This window comes from Duncaniella sp. C9, from assembly GCF_004803935.1.
Taxonomy (GTDB): domain Bacteria; phylum Bacteroidota; class Bacteroidia; order Bacteroidales; family Muribaculaceae; genus Duncaniella; species Duncaniella muris.
Genome location: NZ_CP039547.1, coordinates 2,381,968 through 2,404,453, shown reverse-complemented (window position 1 = coordinate 2,404,453; position 22,486 = coordinate 2,381,968). Strand labels below are relative to the sequence as shown.

The following is a 22,486-nucleotide window of genomic DNA, read 5'->3' as shown; positions in this document are numbered from 1 at the left end:
ATTCAACGCTTGGTTAAATGAGAGATTTATTGTAACTTTGCCGTGGGCTACTTTATTTCAGGGAGCGCCCACAAACACCACGATTTCACACCAATCATTGCATATAACAACACTATGGTCGTATTTTTCAAAAAAGGTGCCAACCTTATTTATGCCGTAGAGACTACCCACAAGTTCTCTGACTCAGAAAAAGAGAAACTCGCGTGGCTCTTCGACGGTGCTTCTCCCCTCTCTTCAACTTCGGTAAAAGGGCGATTCATCGGTCCAAGAAAAGAAATGATAACTCCGTGGAGTACCAATGCGGTAGAGATCACCCAGAATATGGGAATCGAAGGAATTACCCGAATCGAGGAATTCCACAAAGTCGGATCAGGCGAACCATCATTTGACAAAATGCTCTCCCGCCTTTATGACGGACTGAACTCCAAAGTGTTTACCACCAACAACACAGCCGCTCCAATAGAGCGTATAGCCGACATCACGGAATATAACAAGCGTGAAGGTCTGGCGCTGAGCGTTGAAGAAGAAGATTATCTGCGCGACCTTAGTGCACGACTGGGACGCCCGCTCACAGACAGTGAAGTTTTCGGTTTCTCTCAGGTCAACAGCGAACACTGCCGTCACAAAATTTTCAACGGCTCTTTCGTTATTGACGGCGAGGAGAAACCGCTTTCATTATTCAAGCTTATCAAAAAGACATCTCAGGTCAACCCCAACAAGCTTGTTTCGGCTTACAAAGACAATGTGGCATTTGTAGAGGGCCCCACTGTAGCTCAGTTCTACCCTACACATCCTGAACGCTCCGACTACTTTGAAGTACGCGACCTCAAAACTGTCCTCTCGCTCAAAGCCGAGACTCACAACTTCCCCACAACAGTAGAGCCGTTCAACGGCGCAGCTACCGGCAGCGGCGGTGAAATACGTGACCGTCTCGGCGGAGGACGCGCCAGTCTGCCATTGGCAGGCACAGCTGTGTATATGACATCATATCCCCGGCTCGGAAACTACCCTTGGGAACTTATGATGAACCCTCGCGCCTGGCTTTATCAGACTCCCGCCGAAATCCTCATCAAAGCCTCTAACGGCGCTTCTGATTTCGGCAACAAGTTCGGTCAGCCCCTCATCTGCGGCTCCCTCCTGACATTCGAGCACGATGAAAACGGCAAAATGTATGCCTACGACAAGGTGATCATGCTTGCCGGAGGTGTAGGCTATGCAGCAGCCAAAGACGCTATCAAGGGAACTCCCGAAGCAGGTGAAGCTGTTGTGGTGATGGGTGGTGACAACTATCGCATCGGCATGGGTGGCGGCGCAGTCTCGTCTGTGGAGACCGGCCAGTATGCTTCCGGCATAGAACTCAATGCCGTGCAACGTGCCAACCCGGAAATGCAGAAGCGCGTCTCAAACGTGATCCGCGCATTGGCTGAGAATGACAACAATCCGATTGTTTCAATCCACGACCACGGCGCAGGCGGTCATCTCAACGCCCTGTCGGAACTCGTTGAAGAAACTGGCGGACGCATCGAAATTGACGCACTCCCTGTAGGTGACAAAACACTCTCGTCAAAAGAAATCATTGGCAACGAAAGCCAGGAGCGCATGGGCATGGTTCTCAAGAAAGAAGATATTGACTATGTCCGCACTATCGCAGAACGCGAACGCGCGCCGATGTACGTGGTCGGAGAAACCACCGGCGACCATCGCTTCGTATTCGAACAGAAGGATGGCGTGAAACCGATCGACCTCGCCATGTCTGACATGTTCGGTTCATCACCCAAGACCACACTCACCGACTCGACTGTCAAGACTGCATATACTGACGGCGAATACAACGAAGATGACATCGATCGCTATGCGGCATCCGTGCTTTCGCTTGAAGCCGTAGCCTGCAAAGACTGGCTCACAAATAAGGTAGACCGCTCGATCACCGGCAAAATAGCCCGTCAGCAGTGCCAGGGTGAAATACAGCTTCCTCTGAGCGACTGCGGCGTAGTAGCCCTTGACTATTCAGGCACCAAAGGTATCGCCACCTCGATCGGCCATGCTCCTCAGGTAGCCTTGATTGATTCAGCAAAGGGTTCTGTAATCGCAGTTGCCGAGGCTCTGACAAACATTGTAGCCACTCCTCTCAGCGATGGCATAAAAGGGCTCTCACTCAGCGCCAACTGGATGTGGCCTTGCAAAAACCCCGGAGAAGACGCAGCTCTCTACCGCGCGGTTGAAGCTTGCTCCGAATTCGCCTGCGAACTTGGAGTCAACATCCCCACCGGAAAAGACTCTCTGTCGATGACCCAGAAATACGGAGCCGACAAGGTCTATGCCCCGGCACCGTCATCATTTCAGCCGCCGGCGAAGTAAGTGATGTCCGCAAGACTCTCAGCCCCGTGCTCGGAAAGAAAAACTCTATCCTTTATTATATAGATTTCTCATCCGACTCTCTTAAGCTCGGAGGATCGGCACTTGCACAGACCCAGGGCAAACTTGGATCAGAAGCTCCGACCGTATGCGACACCAAGAAATTTGTCACTGCTTTCGAGACGGTGCAGACCCTTGTCAAGCGTGGCAAACTCATGGCTGCCCATGACGTATCTGCCGGAGGTCTTCTGACCACACTCCTTGAAATGACATTCGCCAATACCGACGGAGGCATCGAATTTGACACCACCGGATTCGAACAGCTTGGAGAATCAGATCTTGTAAAGATTCTCTTTGCAGAGAACCCGGCTCTTGTAGCACAGGTTGAAGCATCGAAAATCGCATCTGTCGATGAAATTCTGACAAAAGCAGGTGTGCGCTTCTGCCATATCGGTGCTCCCACCTCTGAACGCACTCTGATCATCAGCCACAATGGCACACAGCGCCTGCTCGGAATCGACTATCTCCGTGATGTATGGTTCCACACCAGCTACCTCATGGATGCACTCCAGAGCGGAGAGAAATGTGCCCGCAGCCGATTTGAGAACTACAAAAAACAGCCTATCCGCTATCGTATGCCCGCCGGTTTTGACGGCAAGCTCGCATCAAGAGGCATCGCACTGCGCCGTGACGGTCATGGAGACCGCGTCAAAGCGGCTATTATCCGCGAAAAGGGTGTCAACGGCGACCGCGAGATGGCCTATTCGCTCTATCTTGCAGGCTTTGATGTCAAGGACGTTCATATGACCGATCTCATGAGTGGCCGTGAGACTCTGGAAGATGTCAACATGATAGTGTTCTGCGGCGGCTTCTCCAACTCCGATGTACTCGGTTCGGCAAAAGGATGGGCCTCAGGCTTCCAATGGGATGAAAACGCCAAACGCGCACTCAAGAACTTCTTCGCCCGCGAAGACACACTCTCACTCGGCATCTGCAACGGTTGCCAGCTTATGATCGAACTCGGTCTGATCAATCCCGAACACCCGAAAAAGACCAAGATGCTTCACAATGACAGCCACAAATTCGAATCTCAGTTCCTCGGCGTAAGCATTCCGGCCAACAACTCCGTAATGCTCGGCTCTTTTTCAGGAAGCAAACTGGGCATCTGGGTTGCTCATGGCGAAGGCAAATTCAACCTGCCAATGGCTATGAGTGACTACAATGTTGTGGCCAAATACAATTACAGCGCTTATCCCGGTAATCCCAACGGCTCACGTGCATCTGTAGCCGGCATCTGCTCAGCCGACGGCCGTCATCTAGCCATGATGCCACACCTCGAACGCGCCATCTTCCCCTGGCAGTGCGGCTACTATCCGGCAAGCCGTCGCGCCGATGAAGTCACACCGTGGATCGACGCCTTTATCAACGCCCGCAAATGGGTAGAAGATAAAACTAAGAAATAATTACCTATCTAATAACCCTATAGTCAAACAAACCAAATTATGAGTCTTAACATCATCGTGCTCGCCAAACAGGTGCCTGACACCCGCAATGTGGGCAAAGATGCAATGAAAGAAGATGGCACAATCAACCGTGCGGCATTGCCGGCCATCTTCAATCCCGAAGACTTGAACGCCCTTGAACAGGCGCTCCGTCTCAAGGATGCCAACCCCGGTTCGACCATCACATTGCTTACAATGGGCTTACCGCGCGCGTCAGAAATAATCCGCGAAGCCATCTATCGCGGAGCCGACAGTGGAATAGTACTTACCGACCGTGTGCTCGGCGGAGCAGACACTCTTGCCACTTCCTACTCCCTCGCTCAGGCAGTCAGAAAGTTCGGCAAATATGACATCATTCTCGGTGGCCGCCAAGCTATCGACGGTGACACGGCTCAGGTTGGTCCGCAGATTGCCGAAAAGCTCGGAATCCCTCAGGTGACATATGCCGAGGAAATCATTGAACTTAAAGACGGCTATGTAACAGTAAAACGACGCCTGGAAAACGGCGTTGAAACCGTCAAAGCGCCTCTGCCTTGCGTGGTGACTGTCAACGGATCTGCTCCAGCATGCCGCCCGCGCAATGCAATGAGAGTCCAGAAATACAAATATGCAGTCTCTCCCAGCGAAGCTGCAAAACTCAGTGACAGCCAGAAGGCCCTTCTTGAGAAGCGCCCATACCTCAATCTTAAGGAATGGAGCGCGGCTTATGTCGACGCCGATCCGGCACAGATCGGTCTGCCAGGTTCTCCGACAAAGGTCAAGGCTATTGAAAACGTGGTCTTCACAGCCAAAGATTGCCGTGTACTCTCTGACAATGACGCTGAAATCGAAGATCTCATCAAGGAACTCATCACTAATCACACTATCGGATAAGCAGCACTATGGACCAGAATAATTTAATAGTATATCTCGAATTCGAGGACGGTCGCGTTGCCGATGTCAGCCTCGAACTTCTGACCAAAGGCCGGGTGCTCGCTTCACGACTCGGCGTTAAGCTTGAGGCAATCGTTGTAGGAGACAACCTTGACGGCGTTGAAGAGCAGGTATTCCCTTATGGTGTAGACCGCCTTTATAAAGTATCGGACAAGCGTCTCTATCCTTACACTTCCAATCCTCACTCCGCAGTCCTTATAAACCTTTTCCGCGAAATCAAGCCCCAGGCCTGCCTTATGGGAGCCACCTGCATAGGCCGTGACCTCGGTCCCCGTGTCAGCTCATGTCTGCACAGCGGTCTGACAGCAGACTGCACCTCTCTGGAAATCGGCGATCACACTGATCCAAAGACCGGCAAGGAATACAAGGACCTCCTTCTTCAGATTCGCCCTGCATTTGGTGGCAACATCGTTGCTACAATCGTCAACCCGGAATGCCGCCCGCAGATGGCCACCGTGCGTGAAGGCGTGATGAAGAAAGAAATTTTCGATCCCGCCCACAAAGGTGAAATCGTTGAACTCGATGCCGCGAAATATGTATCTGACGAAGATTTTGTAGTTGAAATTCTCGACCGCCATATTGAAAAATCGAAAATCAACATCAAGAACTCCCCCATCATTGTAGCCGGAGGTTACGGAGTAGGTTCAAAAGAAAATTTCCAGCTTCTCCACGAACTCGCCGACACACTCGGTGCAGAAGTCGGAGCATCACGTGCTGCCGTCGATGCCGGATTTACCGAACATGCCCGTCAGATCGGACAGACCGGTGTGACTGTACGCCCGAAACTCTATATCGCCTGTGGCATCTCCGGTCAGATCCAGCACATCGCCGGCATGCAGGACAGTTCTATCATCATCTCAATCAACAATGATCCCGCAGCCCCTATCAACACTATAGCCGACTATGTCATTACCGGCAATCTTGAAGAAGTGGTGCCCAAGCTGATCAAATATTACAAGAAAAACTCCAAATAACACGGTAATTCTATAGCAATGGCTAACTTTTATACAGATAATCCCGATCTCAGACACCATCTTACCCATCCTCTGATGGAGAAGATCGTGGCTTTGAAAGAACGTAACTATACCGATGCCGAGAAATTCGACTATGCACCGCTCGACTATGCCGATGCTCAGGACAGCTATGACAAAGTTCTTGAAATCGTAGGCGAAATATGCGGCGACATCATCGCACCGAACGCAGAGGATGTCGACCACCAGGGCCCGCGAGTTGAAAACGGCCGTGTCATCTATGCTGACAAAACACAAGAGAATCTCGATGCCTGCCGTAAAGCAGGTCTGATGGGCATGGCAATGCCCCGCCGTTACGGAGGTCTCAACTTCCCGATCACTCCCTATATCATGGCTGCCGACATTGTCAGCCGTGCCGACACAGGCTTCGAAAATCTCTGGGGCCTTCAGGATTGCGCCGAGACCATCTATGAATTCGCTGACGAAGCTCAGAAAGAAAAATTCATCACCCGCGTATGCCAGGGAGAGACCATGTCAATGGACCTTACAGAACCAGATGCCGGATCTGACCTTCAGAGTGTAATGCTAAAGGCCACAGAACAGCCTGACGGCACATGGCTGCTCAACGGCGTGAAGCGCTTCATCACCAATGGTGACAGCGACATTCACCTGGTACTTGCCCGCTCAGAAGCCGGCACAAAAGACGGCCGTGGTCTCTCGATGTTCATCTATGACAAGCGTGACGGAGGTGTTAACGTTCGCCGTATCGAAAACAAGATGGGTATCAAGGGATCTCCCACTTGTGAGCTCACATATAAAAATGCAAAAGCCGTTCTCTGCGGATCACGCCGTCTCGGCCTCATCAAATATGTGATGGCTCTCATGAACGGAGCTCGTCTGGGTATCGCCGCACAGAGTATCGGCGTCAGCGAACTCGCTTACCGCGAAGCTCTCGCCTATGCCCGTGACCGCAAACAGTTCGGTAAAGCCATCATCGAATTCCCGGCTGTCTATGAAATGCTGTCGGTGATGAAAGCCAAACTTGACGCATCCCGTTCGCTTCTCTATGCCTGCGCCCGCTATGTGGACATCTACAAGATCTATGACGATCTGGCAAAAGAACGCAGCCTTACTCCTGAGGAACGCAAGGAGTCGAAGTATTACAGCCGCTTGGCCGATGCCCTCACTCCGCTGGCAAAAGGCATGGGCAGCGAATATTGCAACCAGAATGCTTATGACTGCATCCAGATCCACGGCGGTTCAGGCTTCATGAAAGATTATGCCTGCGAACGTCTCTATCGTGATGCTCGTATCACATCAATTTACGAAGGTACTACCCAGCTGCAGGTTGTGGCCGCTATCCGCCACGTCACTACCGGGACTTACCTTAACCTGATCAACGAATACAATTCAGAGGAAATCAAGCCCGAGCTCCAGTCTCTCAAAGACCGTCTGGTTGCCATGACCGAACGCTATGCAAAAGCCGTAGAGGCTGTCACTGCAGTTGAAGATTCGGCCTATGGCGATTTCATGGCCCGCCGTCTGGTTGAAATGGCCGGTGTGATTGTGATGAGCTATCTGCTTCTTCTTGATGCCAACCGCAATGAAAGCTTCAAGCGCTCAGCGGAGATTTACACAAATCTTGCCGAAGCAGAAGTCTGCAAGCATGCCGATTTCATTGCCAATTTCAAACCGGCTGAAGTAGAAATATATAAAGTAGACTGATTTTCACCTACTACTAAAAATACTGAAGTCCTGGAAGAGCGACAATTCTTCCAGGACTTCTGCTTTTCTACTGAATTGTTCAAAATTGGCGGCTCACGTCATTTCACATGACATACGCCGCCAGGGTCAGTATATGATAATACTTAGCTTATTCGTCTGTTTTGAATCCGACAGTTGATTTTACATCACACCGCGTTCTCTCAGTTTCAACTGCCATGCCCATGCCGAGCGCATGGTGTCAGCAAGTGTCGATGTGGCTTTCCAGCCCAGAACTTCATTGGCATAAGTCGGATTAGCCCAGACTTTTTCAATATCTCCGGCCCGGCGTCCAACAATTTTGTGGGGCACTTTCACTCCGGTAGCCTCTTCAAACACATTAATCAGTTCAAGTACAGAGACTCCGTTGCCGGTTCCAAGATTAAAGATTTCTATTTTGGCATCGCTTTTGTTTTCAAGCATGCGCTTTACTGCGATAACATGAGCCTTGGCAAGATCGACCACATTTATATAGTCGCGGATACAAGATCCGTCAGGTGTGTCATAGTCATTGCCGAACACGCTCAGTTCCTGGCGGATTCCGATAGCTGTCTGCGTCAGATAAGGGATCAGATTCTGAGGCACTCCGTTTGGCAATTCGCCGATCTCGGCTGAAGGATGTGCGCCTACCGGATTGAAATAGCGGAGGATCACACTTTTAAATGGCGCTCCGGCATTGATCACATCTGTGATAATCTCTTCAGAGATCTGCTTAGTGTTGCCGTAAGGCGATGTCGCTTTTTTGATCGGAGCCTTTTCTGTCACCGGATTTTCATCAGGCTCTCCATAGACAGTACATGACGAGGAGAACACAATGCCTTTCACTCCATTCGGCCCCATCAGGTCAAGGAGATTGAGAAGAGTGTTGAGGTTATTACGGTAATAGAGTATTGGCTTATGCATGCTCTCTCCGACAGCTTTTGATGCGGCAAAATTTATAATGCCTCTTATGTCCGGATAATCGGCAAAGAGTCTGGAGAGTGTCTGCATATCCGTGCAGTCTCCTTCAACAAAATCCGGACGGATGCCGGTAATACGTTCTATACCGTCAATCACTTCCCGGTTGGAGTTGGAGAAATCATCAATAATGACAACCGGATAGCCGGCTTGTTGAAGTTCCACAACTGTATGCGAACCGATATATCCGGTTCCGCCTGTAACTAAAATCCTATCCATTTGAATTTTGAATTTAAATTTACTATCGGATATTTTTATTCATCCTCTGAGAGAGGGTGATAAGTACCTATGTGACGCTGCTTCTTTTCTTCAAAAATATCGGAAATGGCAAAAAAGATACCGCTTTCTTCTACATCTCCGAATTCATCGTTTATAGCTGTACCGAACATTTTCATTGTCGGCGAAAGACTCATATAAGAATTGACCAGAGGAGGAATGTTGAATCCGAATTCTCTGACTGCATGGTTGAGAATCCGGTAATCTTCCTTGAATGTCCGTCCGGTAAATAGTCTGTCCATCGCTACAGAATCAAAGCTCTGGTTGAAAGGATGCAGTGGGCGAACAAGTTCCTCTGTATCCGGGAAATGTTTGTGAAGGAAATATAAGATCATATTCCGGCACTCACGATGATAATTCGGATACATGGTCATTTTTCCGAACAGATATTTGATTTCGGGGTAGACCACAGTCAGCGCCCCAAGCCCATCCCAAAGATTATCAAGAGCGAAGATTGCTTTGGCTCCGGCCTTTGATGACTGATATTCAAGTCTCACAAATGACCTTCCGAGTTCTATGGTGTAAGGGAGGTATTCATTTATAAACCTGTCTGAGAAATGAAACATGTGGCTTGTGGCAATACGCGGACGGCCCTGGGCATCCAGTCTGATGTCACGCCCGATTATAAATCTATAACCGCCAAGAATCTGTTTTGCTTCCGGATCCCAGACTATGAGCTGACGACAAGGAGGATCCATCAGATCAAACTCGTCGATATCGCAACTTTTGCCTGTGCCGCCACCAGCCATGCGGAATGCGATTTCACGAAGCCGTCCGACTTCGTTCATGACAGCCTGACATTCGCGGCCGTCCACCACATATATTTCATTATTCCCTTTGTTGGTCGAGCGCAACAGCCGGTCACGGGTAAGTTCGCGCTCTATGAGCACGGGGTCAATAGGGTCTATTATTTTTTCGGTCATCTATCTATTATCAGTTCATATTCATTTTTCACTCCGGCTGACAGCGGTCTGTTTTATCGCACAACTTATAGACTGCTCTACGTAGTTCTTCAGCCTGAGCCTGTGAGTTTTTTCCGCCTCGCAGATCAGTCCAAGGCACCGTCTTCCCGATATGAATATCAAAGATGCAGCCGGCGCTTTTGAAGATTTCACGTGGCAGACAGATCATTTCGATATTGAATTTCAGACCAAGACGGACTCTTAAACGCGCAAATTTATAAAAAAATTGGGAATTATGACCACTAAAATATACCGGAATTACATTTCGCTTATGCAAAATGGCTTTGTTCACCACCATTTTGTGCCATTGCAGGTCTGAGATGGTGCCGTCATCTCTTTTTCTCGACACCAGACCAGCCGGAAACATGATCACCGGCATGTCTGACGCAAAGGCCTCGTCAATCTGTGCTGCGGCTGAACGTGACTGGTCGCCATGCTTATTGACCCCTACGAATATATTACGTAAAGGTGTAACGAAATCCAACAGATCGTTCACCACAAAGCGTATGTCTTTCCGGCCTCCATACTGACTGGAAACCATGTCGGCAAGAATCATGCCGTCAAGACCTCCAAGCGGATGATTTGAAACGATAACCACACGGCTGTCAGAAGCAGGAAGCGATCCATGCACATTATACCTAACTCCAAGGTCTCCGATAACCCCGCGGCAGAAATCCACCCCATCAAGTGATGCATTGTTCTGAAGCAATTTGTTCAGGCCATCCTGGCAGATGTAATTCTCAAGTTTTCGGATGACCCATCGGGGGATAAACGGATAATAGGCAGAAACGCGCTGGCGCAACACTTCATCCAGATCTATTTTCATGACAGATGGCTGAACAGACATATAGACAATCTCAACTTTCAATGTTAGAAAATGCCTGCCACAGAGGATCCGCAGGAAGCGGTGCGGTCACATCTATCACATCGCCTGAAACCGGATGTACAAACTTGATCCGACGAGCCATCAGAGAGATAGATCCGTCTGGATTGCTGCGTTTGTCGCCGTATTTCAAATCACCTTTTATCGGGCAACCTATGGCTGACAGCTGGACCCTGATCTGATGCTTGCGCCCGGTCTCAAGTTTCACTTCAATCAGATTATAGCGGTCTGAACTGCCAAGAAGCCTGTAACTGAGAATCGCCTTTTTTGAGTTTTTCTTTTCTGTCAGCGACGCATAGCTCTTGTTGTTACGCTCGGTAGTAGTGATATAATGTTCCAGACGACCTTCTGGCGATGCCGGTATATTACGGCTTAATGCCCAGTAAGTTTTTTCGACATCGCCATTACGGAACATTTCATTCAGACGAGTCAGAGCTTTTGAAGTTTTGGCAAATACGACAAGGCCGCCAACCGGGCGGTCCAGACGATGAACCACTCCACAGAAAACATTCCCAGGCTTATCATATTTCTCCTTCAACCAAATCTTTAGCGTTTCAACCAAAGGCTCATCTCCGGTTTTGTCACCCTGGACAATCTCACCCGGAGCTTTATTTACTATTATAATATGATTATCTTCGTAGACAACTTGCATCGCAATTACGATTTTATTTTGCCACAAAGTTAGATATTTTTGGCCATATATTAAAAAAAGAGTAATTTTGCACTCCACATTTACCAATCAAATCATTTTTTTCATGAAACTTATCCGTTATGTCGCTTTCGTGGCTGTAGCAGTCATGATGGCAATGACAACTGCCTGTGGCAGTTCTGACAAGGCTCTCGATCTGGCCGTAGAAGAAATCAACAAACAGCTTGAAGGACAGAAAATGCCCGGCATCGAAAAGATGAGCCTTTCAGCCGATGAAGGCTACATCGTTTACAATTATGTCGTAGATGAAGATCAGGCTGATCTCAGCGTAATGAAAGAATCTGCTGCAGAGCAGAAAGCACAGGTAAAGGCACAGGTAATCAGTGCTCCTGCCCAACAAAAATTTGTCCAGCTCGTGAAGCTCTCTGACCGCGGTATCAAATTTTCTTATAAAGGCAACAAGAGCGGCGACAGCTACGAGATCGTATTTGAAAACGACGAGCTTTAATCAGCTCCTTGACTGACCGAACCAATCGGCTCCGTGACATCACCAGATTTAATTCCGGCATGTCTCAGAGCCGATTTCTTTTATCTTAACCTCCTCTCAGGCCCTACAATTGCATGTCTTGGCTTTTTAATGTAACTTTGCAGACAAACATAAAATAATATTCCGCCAAAATGTTAGAATACATAAAAGGGCCGGTCTCCGAGCTCACCCCCACATATACCGTGATCGAAGCCGGCAACATAGGCTACATGCTTAATATCTCGCTGGCTACATTTGAGGACATCCAGCGTTCAACCGGAGAAATCAAACTGCTCATACATGAAGTGATCCGCGAAGATGCACATGTACTCTATGGCTTTTTTACTTCACAAGAACGTGAGATGTTCCGTTTGCTCATCGGTGTTTCCGGAGTTGGTCCGAACACCGCTATTCTTATTCTCTCATCCATGCCTGTCACCGGACTGGAGTCTGTCATCAATTCAGGTGACCACAATACGCTCAAAAATGTCAAGGGCATAGGAACAAAGACAGCTCAAAGGATAATTGTTGATCTGAGGGATAAAATAAAACCCACAGACGATACGTTATCTTTACAGTCCAACTCATCCGGCTCTTTCGGAGAAGTGTATGAAGAAGCACTTGCCGCTCTGACAGCCCTTGGCTTTGTCCGGCAGCAGTCACAGAAGGTCCTGAAAAGGATTTTCGATGCTGACCCTGCCGTCAAAGTCGAAACGGCGATAAAAAAAGCATTGAGCATGATGTAGAGATTCGGACACTAACCGGAATTCATCATAGCGACACAGTCCTGAAACAAAGGCGCAACATATTCAAATTACGAAGCATTATCACCGTCATGGCCATTCTGACGGTGACAAGTGCTTTTTTTGCATTCGGCCAAAGTATTTCTCCAGAATTCAATCCTCCGGCTCCAGTCATAACAGCTCCTCAGCAAGGCCAGACTGACACTATCACAACGCTGTTTCCGGTAAGGCCCCTGATACCTCAGACATACGATGAGCTCATGCAGCAGGAACTTGCCACAGACCTGGACTTGCCATCAAACATTTCGACTACCGCTGAATTTGATCCTCAACTGGGATGCTATGTGATCCGCACACGTCTGGGCGAATCAGATATCGTCACACCCTTCTATCTGACACCTCAACAATACAACACCTGGCAGACGCGCCGTCAGATGCAAGACTATTTCAGGCTGCGGAATGCTGAAGCTCTGACAACACCTGACAAGGAGCCCTTCAACATTCTCGACATGAATTTTGCTCTCGGACCGCTTGAAAAAATATTTGGCCCCGGTGGTGTTCAGCTGAAAACCCAGGGTTCAGTGAATCTTTCAATGGGTGTCAAGACCAACAAGACTGACAACCCGGCCCTTGCACTTGATGCCCGCAGGAGGACTTATTTTGACTTTGACCAAAAGATCCAGGCCACGGTAAATGCCTCTGTAGGCGACCGCATGAAGTTCAACATGACCTACAATACAGATGCGACCTTCGATTTCGACTCGAAAAACATAAAACTCGCTTATGAAGGCAAGGAAGATGACATTGTCAAGTCAATCGAGGCCGGTAATGTCTCGATGACCACAGGCTCATCACTCATCCGTGGAAGCACCGCCCTGTTCGGCATAAAGACTCAGTTGCAGTTCGGCAAGCTGACTGCTACTGCTCTTGTCTCTCAACAGAATTCGCAGTCAACATCTGTAAGTTCGAAAGGCGGTGTGCAGACAACTGAGTTCTCAATCAATGCGGATGAATACGATCAGAACCGCCACTTCTTCCTCGGTCACTTCTTCCGTGACAATTACGACGTCTTTGCTTCACGTCTGCCATATGTTTCGTCAGGCATACAGATCACAAGGATCGAAGTCTGGATCACGAACCGCAATGCGCGTTTTGACCAGAGCCGAAATTTTGTCGCGTTCATGGACCTTGGCGAGAATCGGGTGCTCGCCAGTGATTACTGGTTGACAGACCCTGCCTATCCACAGCCATCAAACCTTTCAAACAACCTGCTCGCCACAATCAAGAATGACTATCCCGGAGCACGAAACATCAACACTGTGACCCAGGCTCTTGCCCCGCTGTCTGCCTTGGGGATAAACGGAGGCATGGATTATGAAAAAGTTGAATCGGCCCGTCTGCTCTCATCCTCAGAATACACACTGAACCCTACCCTCGGATACATTTCTCTCAAAAGCGCCTTGGCTTCTGACGAGGTCCTTGGTGTGGCCTATGAATACACATACAACGGCAAAGTCTATCAGGTCGGTGAATTCTCCGCCGACATTTCGACCACCGAACAGTCGCTCTATCTGAAGATGCTGAAATCAACCACCATAAATCCCAAACTCCCGATGTGGGATCTTATGATGAAAAACGTCTATTCACTCGGCGCCTACCAGATAAGCAAATCAGACTTTCGGCTTAATATAAAATATCTGAGTGACACGACCGGCACCCAGATCAACTATCTGCCCGTGGCACCTATAAATAATGTGCCGCTGCTCCAAGTCATGAATCTTGACCGCATAGATTCAAACGAAGCATCAAATCCTGACGGATTCTTTGACTTCATAGAGGGATACACCATTCTTTCCTCTCAGGGAAAAATTATATTCCCGGTTGTAGAGCCGTTCGGATCCAACCTTGAGAAAAAAATCGGCAATCCGGCTGCCGCGGAGCCTTATGTTTACAATCAGCTCTATGATTCAACCCTAATTGTCGCCCGTCAGTTTGCAGACAAAAACAAATTCATCCTCTCAGGCCGATATAAGGGAGCTGAAGGTTCATCCTCGCAAATCAGGCTGAATGCCATGAATGTGCCTCGCGGATCAGTAGTTGTCACTGCCGGCGGTGTTCCACTTGTAGAAAACAGCGACTATACGGTAGACTACACAATGGGCATTGTGACCATTACCAACCAAAGCATCATTGACTCCGGACAGAGCATCAATGTGACACTGGAAAATCAGTCGCTCTACTCCATGCAACGCAAAACCCTGCTCGGTCTTGACCTCAACTATAAATTCAACAAGGATTTCAATCTCGGAGCCACTATCATGCACTTCTCCGAGAAAGCTCAGACCGAAAAGGTAAATATCGGAGATGAGATAGTCAACAATACCATCTGGGGGCTCAACATGCAGTATAACACCCAGTTCATGTGGCTGACAAACCTCTTGAACAAGATACCTACGGTCAATGCAGTCCAGCCGTCTACCCTGAGCCTCCAGGCTGAATTCGCAAATCTTATTCCCCACAAACAGAAAAGCGGCAGCAACCGCGGATCGTCATACATTGATGACTTCGAAAGCACTCAGATCGGCATAGATCTGCGGTCGCCATACTCATGGTTCCTCGCTTCCACGCCATATGATCCGAGCGGTGACGCACTGTTCCCGGAGGCATCGCTGTCAAATGACATCCGCTATGGCAAAAACCGCGCGCTGATTAACTGGTATTATATAGACCGCATGTTCACAGCCCGCAACTCCTCTATGTGTCCCGGCTATATCAAAAACGATCCCGCCATGCTTAACAACCCTTATGTCCGGGAGATAACCTCACGTGAGATTTTCCCAGGACGAGAACGCCCATATGGCGAATCAAATACCATCCAGACTCTGAATCTGTCATTCTATCCGACAGAACGCGGACCCTACAACCTTGACGCGACAGATATCGACGACCAAGGCAATCTCCTCTATCCCGACCGCCGGTGGGGAGGCATCATGCGCAAGATGGACAACACCAATTTCGATGCCTCTAATATTGAATATGTCCAGTTCTGGATGCTTTCTCCATTCCTCGACCCCGACAATGACAACCTTGAGGGCGGAGACCTCTATCTGAATTTCGGAGAAATTTCGGAAGATATACTTAAAGACGGACTGAAGAGCTATGAAAACGGCGTGCCGGTCAACGGTGACGACCAGTTCATGCAGTCTACCGTGTGGGGACGCGTCTCTACTCAGAACTCCCTGACCTATGCTTTTGACAACAATAGCAGCTCGCGTCTCCCGCAAGACGTCGGTCTGGACGGCCTCATCAACGAAGATGAATTCGGCTTCAGCACATATTCCGACTATCTTGCCGAACTGCGCCGTAAACTCAGTCCGTCTGCCATCGAACGCATGGAGGCTGATCCATTCTCCCCGTTCAACGACCCGGCAGGTGACAACTATCACTTTTTCCGTGGATACGACTACGATGAACAGCGCCTCGGAGTGCTTGAACGTTATAAACGCTATAACGGAGTAGAAGGCAACTCCCTTTCTCCGTCTGACGCAACTGATCCGCTCTACCAGTCATCACGTGCGCTTCCTGATGTGGAGGACATCAATCAGGACAACACGCTGAATGAATATGAACGCTATTTCCAATATAAAATTTCGATCCGGCCTGAAGACCTTGTAGTCGGCAAAAACTATATCACCGACAAGCAGGTGTCTGTGGTAGTGAATAATGATCAGACCACACAGGAAGTAGTCTGGTATCAGTTCAAGATCCCTTTGAGCGACTATCAGAAAGTGGTCGGCAACATCAGTGATTTCTCCACTATCCGTTTTGCCCGCATGTTCATGACCGGCTTCAAGGCCGTCACACATCTGCGTTTTGCCACCCTTGAACTCGTGCGTGGAGAATGGCGTCCCTATCAGTTCAATCTCAACTCACGAGGCGATGCCCCGGCCGAGGGTCAGCTTGACATGTCGGTGGTCAATATCGAGGAAAACTCTAAACGCGAACCGGTCAACTATGTGCTGCCACCGGGGGTAAGCCGCATCACAGATCCCGGCCAAAGCCAGATTGTGCAGCTTAACGAACAGTCTCTTTCGCTGAAAGTCACCGGTCTCCAGCCAGGTGACGCGCGTGGTATTTACAAAAACACCCATCACGACCTGAGAAATTACAAGAAACTCCAGATGTGGGTCCACGCGGAAAAGCTCATTGATGACATGACAAAGCTCCAGTCCGGTGAAATTTCCGTGTTCCTGCGCCTCGGTACTGATGTACGCAGCAACTATTATGAATATGAAGTACCACTGCAGCTGACCCCGGCCGGTAAATATGCCGACAATGCCAAAGACCGTGCCATTGTATGGCCTCGTGAAAACTACATGGACTTCAACCTTCAGGCGCTTGTCGATCTGAAGAAAGAGCGCAACCGGGCCAAGAATGAACAGCAGCCTGGTGTGGGATTCGCTACTCTCTTTACAGGACGTGACCCGGACAACGAGCGCAACCGCATGGCCGTCATAGGCAATCCGTCGCTCAGTGATGTCCGTGTGATGCTTATTGGTGTCCGCAACAATGCAAGTACCGCCAAAGATGCCATCGTATGGCTCAACGAACTGAAAGTAACCGATTTCGAGAGCGAAGGAGGCTGGGCAGCAAAAGGCAATCTGAATATCGGAGTAAGTGATATCGCCACGCTGAATTTTGGCGCCCACGTAGAGACTGCCGGCTTCGGCGGGGTTGATCAGAGCCTCAACGCCCGGCGTATGGATGACTACGAGCAGTATAACTTTGCACTGCAGGTTGATGCCGGTCGTTTTCTCCCTGAGAAAGTCAAACTGCGGGCTCCGATCTATTACTCAGTGTCAAAAGAAATAATCACTCCAAAATACAACCCGCTCGATCAGGACGTAAGGCTGAAAGACGCTCTTGACGCATGCGCCACTGAAGCCCAAAAAGACTCTATTCGAAGCTACTCAGTGGAACATTCCACAATCAAAAGTTTCTCTATTTCCGGCCTGAAGTTTGACGTGAAATCAAAAAATCCCATGCCGTGGGATCCGGCCAACTTCACCATAAATTTTTCGTTCAACAAGCAGTCGAAAACAGATCCGACCACCGAGTATGAGAACACCAACGATTACCGCGGCTCTCTCCAGTATTCCTACACTCCCTACCTCAAAGGAGTCAAACCTTTCAGCTTCATAAAAAGCAAGTCGAAACACATGAAGTTTTTCAAGGAATGGGAGTTCAACTATCTGCCGAGCAACATAACGTTCCTGACCACCATTTCGCGCTACTATTATGAAATGCAGACTCGCTCTGAGACTGATGTTGACTTCCAGCTCCCGGTTTCTGTCAGCAAGAATTTTATCTGGGACCGTCAGCTTTCGCTCACTTGGAACCTGACCAAATCTCTCACCTTCAACTTCAACAGCAACACATCGGCCCGCATTGAAGAGACAATGGGCGCTGTGAACCGCAAACTGTTCCCTGACAAGTACAAGGAATGGAAAGACACCGTATTGCAGAGCATTCTTCATCTCGGAACACCCTGGAGCTACAATCAGTCATTCGTGGCCAGCTATCGGGCTCCGTTCAACAAGATTCCGGTTCTTGACTGGCTGACAGGTAACATATCATATAACTCGACCTATCGCTGGGACCGCGGTGCGGAGGTCGATGGAATCGAAACCGGCAACTCCATTGCCAATCAGGCTTCATGGAATATGGACGGTCGTGTCAATTTCGAATCGCTCTATAACAAGTGGTCCTACACAAAGAAGGTCAACCAGCGCTTCCAGGCCAAAAAGGCTCAGACAAGAGTAAAAAAACCGAAGAAATTCGAACGTACATACGCGCTGCTGCCGGACACCACTCTGACAGTGCGCCACAACCTGCGCAACTCGAAAGTCAAGGTAAAGGCCACTACCGTTGACGGCAAGCCATTCCGCATCACACACAAAGTGAAGGATGCCAACAGCATCGAAGTACTTACACGTGGCGATCAGAACATCAAATTTACTATCGAGGAAGTATTGAAGGAAGAAAAAACTCTTTGGCGCGAGATCGGCGAATATGCCAGCCGCTTCGTCATGTCACCACGCAACGCATCGTTCCGCTTCCGCTCCACCAACTCACTTTCTCTCCCTCTGTTCCGCCCGACCATCGGCAATGTATTCGGCCAGTCACGCAGCTATGGGCCGATGTCGCCCGGACTGGATTTTGCTTTCGGATTCACAGATGAAAGCTACATTGACAAGGCCCTGCACCGCGGATGGCTGATCACCGACGACGGCCAGACATCTCCGGCGATCTTCGCCCACACAAAAGAACTGAACTTCGATCTGACTCTTGAGCCCGTCAAAGGTCTTAAGATCGTGCTGACCACTAACCGGACCGATAACCGCACGCGATCAGTACAGTTTATGTATGACAACATGCCGACAGCCCTTGCCGGCTCCTACACCAAGACCCATGTGGCTCTGAAAACAGCCCTCAGACACTTCAAAGCCGACAACGGATATGCCTCAGATGCCTTCAATGACTTCCTCGCAAACATACCTGTCATCGCAAACCGTGTGCGCTCCCAGTATGCAGGGCTCAACTACCCGATGGGAGGATTCATGGAAGGAAATATCAACGCCGGCAATCCGTTCAATCCCTCCGTCGGCGACATCAGCCCGACAAGTTCCGATGTACTCATTCCGGCATTCATCGCCGCCTACTCAGGCACCAACCCCGGCAAGCAATATCTGACTCCTTTCCCATCGTTTGCAAACGCTCTTCCGAACTGGCGTGTGACCTATGATGGACTCATCTACCTCGGCAACCTGCGCAACGTATTCAAGGCCTTCACACTGAGCCATGCCTACCAGTGCACCTACTCAGTCGGATCATATTCATCATATCTTAACTGGATGAGCGCCGACAAGGGTGACCTCGGATTCACTATCGATGAGCTCACCGGCAATCCGATTCCGACATCGCCCTACAACATTTCATCTGTGGCCATAACCGAAAAATTCGCTCCGCTTCTCGGCGCAGCCGTAACACTTAAGAACGACATGACAATCTCGGCCGACTATCGTGATTCCCGCACTCTGACACTCAACACCTCAGCCGGTCAGATAGTCGAAGCCAATCAGCGCGGCCTGACCATAGGACTCGGCTACAAGATCATCGGCTTCAATACTGTCCTCAAAATGAAAGGATCGGGACGAGGCATATCCAACGACCTCACCCTCAACGCCGATTTTGCATTCTCAGAAACCCAGGCTCTAATCCGCCGCATCGAAACTGCCTACACCCAGCCCACATCAGGCACCCGCTCTCTGACCATGAACTTCACCGCATCATATATCATGTCGCGTCGCCTCACGCTCGGAGCATTCTTCGATCATCAGATCAATACCCCGATCGTATCATCGACCTCCTACCCCACAACCAACACCTCATTCGGCTTTAATCTCAATCTTTCACTCGCAAGATAAACGCAGCAACACACAACTAAATACATAAATCCGCACACGCTAATTGAGGTGCAAAGTGCACAATTCTGACTTCAATTTACTCTCAATCCTCAATAAAAACAAGCTGCAAATTGGAAAAACCGATTAATAATTGTAATTTTGCATTCAAATAAGCCTTGGTAGTTCAACGGATAGAATGGGAAATTCCTAATTTTCAGATAGGGGTTCGATTCCCCTCCGAGGTACAACAAACCGCCTGCAAATCTCTATAGTCAGGCGGTTTATTTTTTGCCAATATCCTTACCTTCCACATTTGGATCAAACTATACGTATGCGAGTGCCTGTATTCCTGTATTCAAAATCCGGTATTTAAAGGAGATTCAAAAAAATTTGCAAAATACGAAAATTCTGTCTATCTTTGCACCCGTCAAAGCCCACGCCACTGCATATCGCAGAGGCCGCAAAAGAAATAGAACTAACTCAGAGGAGTGATGCTCGAGTGGCTGAAGAGGCACGCCTGGAAAGCGTGTATACGTCAAAAGCGTATCGCGAGTTCGAATCTCGCTCACTCCGCCAATAAAACCCTGAAAATTAATGATTTAAACGTTGATTTTCAGGGTTTATTTGGCTCAAGCCGAAAGCACGGTGCATATGTTAAATTGGGCAATTAGAAGTGTTAAATTTTTAGGCGTAGAGTTTGACTAATCGGAAGATGAAGAAGTCGCGGTCCCGGACACCACGCATTTGTGAGCGAAATATTTTGACTTTAGAGTTGAATGCCTCGGCAGAGGCATTGGTCGCACGACGACGGAAATAGTTCAGGATTGTTGGGGCGTGGTTCTTGAATGTTTTGATTACCGAGCGGAAGTTGTTGTTACCCAATGCCATTACCTTTTCATACCACTTGTTCATCCTCCCCATGGCTTTTGTCGGTGAGATTTTAGCGTTGAAAATCTTGCGCAGCTCCATCGCAAGGCTGTATGCAGCCTTCAATATTGGATAGTATTTGAACAGTATGTTGACACGATGGCGCTGTATGTCAGTCCATTTGTTCTGCGACATCATCAGAGTGTGTTTGCTGCGAGCCAGTATCTGGCGCATGGTCTCTCCGTTGGAGTACGTTACCGGCGGTTCGGACTTGTTGCGGTTGTTTTCCTCTGCGATGAGCTGTCGGCGAATGTCAATGCGGATTTCGTCAACGGCCTCATTATAGACCTGTTGGACATGAAAACGGTCGTTGACTACATGGGCGTTATAGAACACTTCTGCGGCTATGAGCATCATTGATGGCGAGAGATCGCAGGTCACTTCCTTGACCCTGCGTCTGATTGATTTCTCCATAGCTCCGATGAGTATGGATATAATTTCGTCACTCTTTGTTCCGGGAATGGCTGCCGCAAGTGTTCCCTTGCCTCCGTGGCCGTCCTTGTTGGTCAGGAACGTCCATACCTCCCCGTTGCTCAGACACGTCTCATCAAGGCTCATGTAAGGGCCGATATTATCGGCATTGAAATAGAACCCAAAGCCAAGCTCCTGTTCGCACCAGTCGGCGTAACCGCTTATCTTATTGCGGTACAAGTCGGCAAAATGTTTGCCGTTGACGCAGTACATCTGCGCTATCTGTTTAATCGACAGGGCTGTCGTCTCCACCTTCGTCTTTTAAAAAAGCCACGAACTCGGCGCTGAGTCGTGTTCCTTCCTCGTTGGGAAGTTCGAGATTGTAGCTGAAGATTTCGTTGGTCTGCCTGTCCCACCACTTGTTCTTGCGCATGTGAAGAAATACAGGTCGTCCACGCATCGGATAGTCCTGTATTGTTACATAATCCGTATAGCCTCGCGCTACGATATTTGGATTACGATAGTCTTCATCAGACAGTTTCTTCTTTTCGTCAAGCCATATGTCATAGGACTGTTCCGTGCGCTCGAAGCGCACCATCTCAAATAGTTCGTCCATGCCCTCGGGCAGGCACATCCATATTGCATCTGCGGTTTTCATGCCACAAATTTAACACTTTTCTCAAAATTCATGCACCGTGTTTTCGGCTTGACCCGTTTATTTTGCGTTTATTGGTAAACTTTAGGTTTTTTTATTATTACAAAATTTGGGGTCAGCGGATTTTTCCGGTGGGCGGAGGTAATGTCGGAGCATAGAGTTATCTTTGCAAAATGAAACCAGACTGGGTTTTCCAATTGGAGTATTTCTGAACTTTCTCCATTACTTTGGCAAGCTCTTTGAGTTCACGAACTAAATCTTTTATAGCTGTTTTGTTTTCGGAAGTAAGAGGCTCTATTTTCAATTACGCAAGGCGACGTTTTACATCGTCGAGGTTGCACGGCTCTTTCATTTAAGATTTCGTCTCATTCTCGACAAATGTGTTATTTTATAGCGAGAGCAGTACGGGTGGAGAGGCTTTAACCTCTGATTTTCAAGAAAATAAGTGCAATGAAAATTTGGCCAAGTGGCAGATTTTTAGTAACTTTATAGGTGATAATCAAAGAGTT

The 22,486-nt window shown here is 48.8% G+C and carries 12 protein-coding genes, 2 tRNA genes and 1 pseudogene; 9 read left to right on the top strand and 6 right to left on the bottom strand.

Features of this window, described 5'->3' with window-relative positions; genetic code table 11:
* The first annotated feature begins 114 nt into the window (after positions 1 to 114).
* The 4 genes and pseudogenes from purL to E7745_RS10090 all read left to right on the top strand — a co-directional run bounded on the left by purL (position 115) and on the right by E7745_RS10090 (position 7,486).
* Positions 115 to 3,818 (top strand): annotated as a pseudogene (gene purL / locus E7745_RS10105) (phosphoribosylformylglycinamidine synthase).
* A 39-nt stretch (positions 3,819 to 3,857) separates the two neighbouring features.
* The gene (locus E7745_RS10100) at positions 3,858 to 4,730 is read left to right on the top strand and encodes an electron transfer flavoprotein subunit beta/FixA family protein (protein ID WP_123399766.1); all 873 of its coding nucleotides are present in this window, start codon (positions 3,858 to 3,860) and stop codon (positions 4,728 to 4,730) included.
* Between the two features lie 8 nt (positions 4,731 to 4,738).
* Entirely contained in the window at positions 4,739 to 5,764 is a 1,026-nt protein-coding gene (locus E7745_RS10095; RefSeq protein ID WP_107032632.1) for an electron transfer flavoprotein subunit alpha/FixB family protein, read from the top strand.
* A gap of 18 nt (positions 5,765 to 5,782) precedes the next feature.
* Entirely contained in the window at positions 5,783 to 7,486 is a 1,704-nt protein-coding gene (locus tag E7745_RS10090) for an acyl-CoA dehydrogenase family protein (protein ID WP_136408772.1), read from the top strand.
* Positions 7,487 to 7,666: 180 nt separating this feature from the next.
* On the opposite strand, the gene galE is transcribed toward E7745_RS10090, so the two are convergent.
* From galE to E7745_RS10070, 4 genes are read right to left on the bottom strand one after another with little or no spacing between them, the layout of a single operon-like run.
* Positions 7,667 to 8,698: a UDP-glucose 4-epimerase GalE gene (gene galE / locus E7745_RS10085; RefSeq protein WP_136408771.1), complete on the bottom strand. Its 1,032-nt coding sequence runs from the start codon at positions 8,696 to 8,698 to the stop codon at positions 7,667 to 7,669.
* A gap of 35 nt (positions 8,699 to 8,733) precedes the next feature.
* On the bottom strand, positions 8,734 to 9,678 hold the full coding sequence (locus E7745_RS10080) for a GNAT family N-acetyltransferase (protein ID WP_107032629.1): 945 nt from the start codon (positions 9,676 to 9,678) through the stop codon (positions 8,734 to 8,736).
* Positions 9,679 to 9,706: 28 nt separating this feature from the next.
* Complete coding sequence (locus E7745_RS10075; protein ID WP_168182087.1) at positions 9,707 to 10,543, bottom strand: 1-acyl-sn-glycerol-3-phosphate acyltransferase; 837 nt, start codon at positions 10,541 to 10,543, stop codon at positions 9,707 to 9,709.
* Between the two features lie 31 nt (positions 10,544 to 10,574).
* Entirely contained in the window at positions 10,575 to 11,252 is a 678-nt protein-coding gene (locus E7745_RS10070) for an RluA family pseudouridine synthase (RefSeq protein ID WP_124075973.1), read from the bottom strand.
* Positions 11,253 to 11,355: 103 nt separating this feature from the next.
* Between E7745_RS10070 and E7745_RS10065 the strand changes: the two genes are divergently transcribed.
* The 5 genes from E7745_RS10065 (at position 11,356) to E7745_RS10045 (ending at position 20,560) form a co-directional block, all read left to right on the top strand.
* Positions 11,356 to 11,757, top strand: a complete 402-nt coding sequence (locus E7745_RS10065; RefSeq protein WP_123399777.1) for a hypothetical protein — start codon at positions 11,356 to 11,358, stop codon at positions 11,755 to 11,757.
* Between the two features lie 170 nt (positions 11,758 to 11,927).
* A complete protein-coding gene (ruvA, locus tag E7745_RS10060; protein WP_107032625.1) occupies positions 11,928 to 12,521 on the top strand; it encodes a Holliday junction branch migration protein RuvA in 594 nt (197 codons plus the stop codon).
* Between the two features lie 89 nt (positions 12,522 to 12,610).
* Positions 12,611 to 20,005, top strand: coding sequence for a cell surface protein SprA (gene sprA / locus E7745_RS10055; RefSeq protein ID WP_136408769.1), 7,395 nt, complete (start codon positions 12,611 to 12,613; stop codon positions 20,003 to 20,005).
* Positions 20,006 to 20,157: 152 nt separating this feature from the next.
* Positions 20,158 to 20,229, top strand: a tRNA-Arg gene (locus tag E7745_RS10050).
* Between the two features lie 240 nt (positions 20,230 to 20,469).
* Positions 20,470 to 20,560, top strand: a tRNA-Ser gene (locus E7745_RS10045).
* Positions 20,561 to 20,668: 108 nt separating this feature from the next.
* Here the strand turns inward: E7745_RS10045 and E7745_RS10040 are convergent.
* Positions 20,669 to 21,634: a transposase gene (locus E7745_RS10040; RefSeq protein WP_240740291.1), complete on the bottom strand. Its 966-nt coding sequence runs from the start codon at positions 21,632 to 21,634 to the stop codon at positions 20,669 to 20,671.
* On the bottom strand, positions 21,609 to 21,980 hold the full coding sequence (locus tag E7745_RS10035) for a transposase family protein (RefSeq protein WP_107037111.1): 372 nt from the start codon (positions 21,978 to 21,980) through the stop codon (positions 21,609 to 21,611). The genes E7745_RS10040 and E7745_RS10035 overlap by 26 nt, the downstream gene beginning before the upstream one ends.
* Between the last annotated feature and the right edge of the window lie 506 nt (positions 21,981 to 22,486).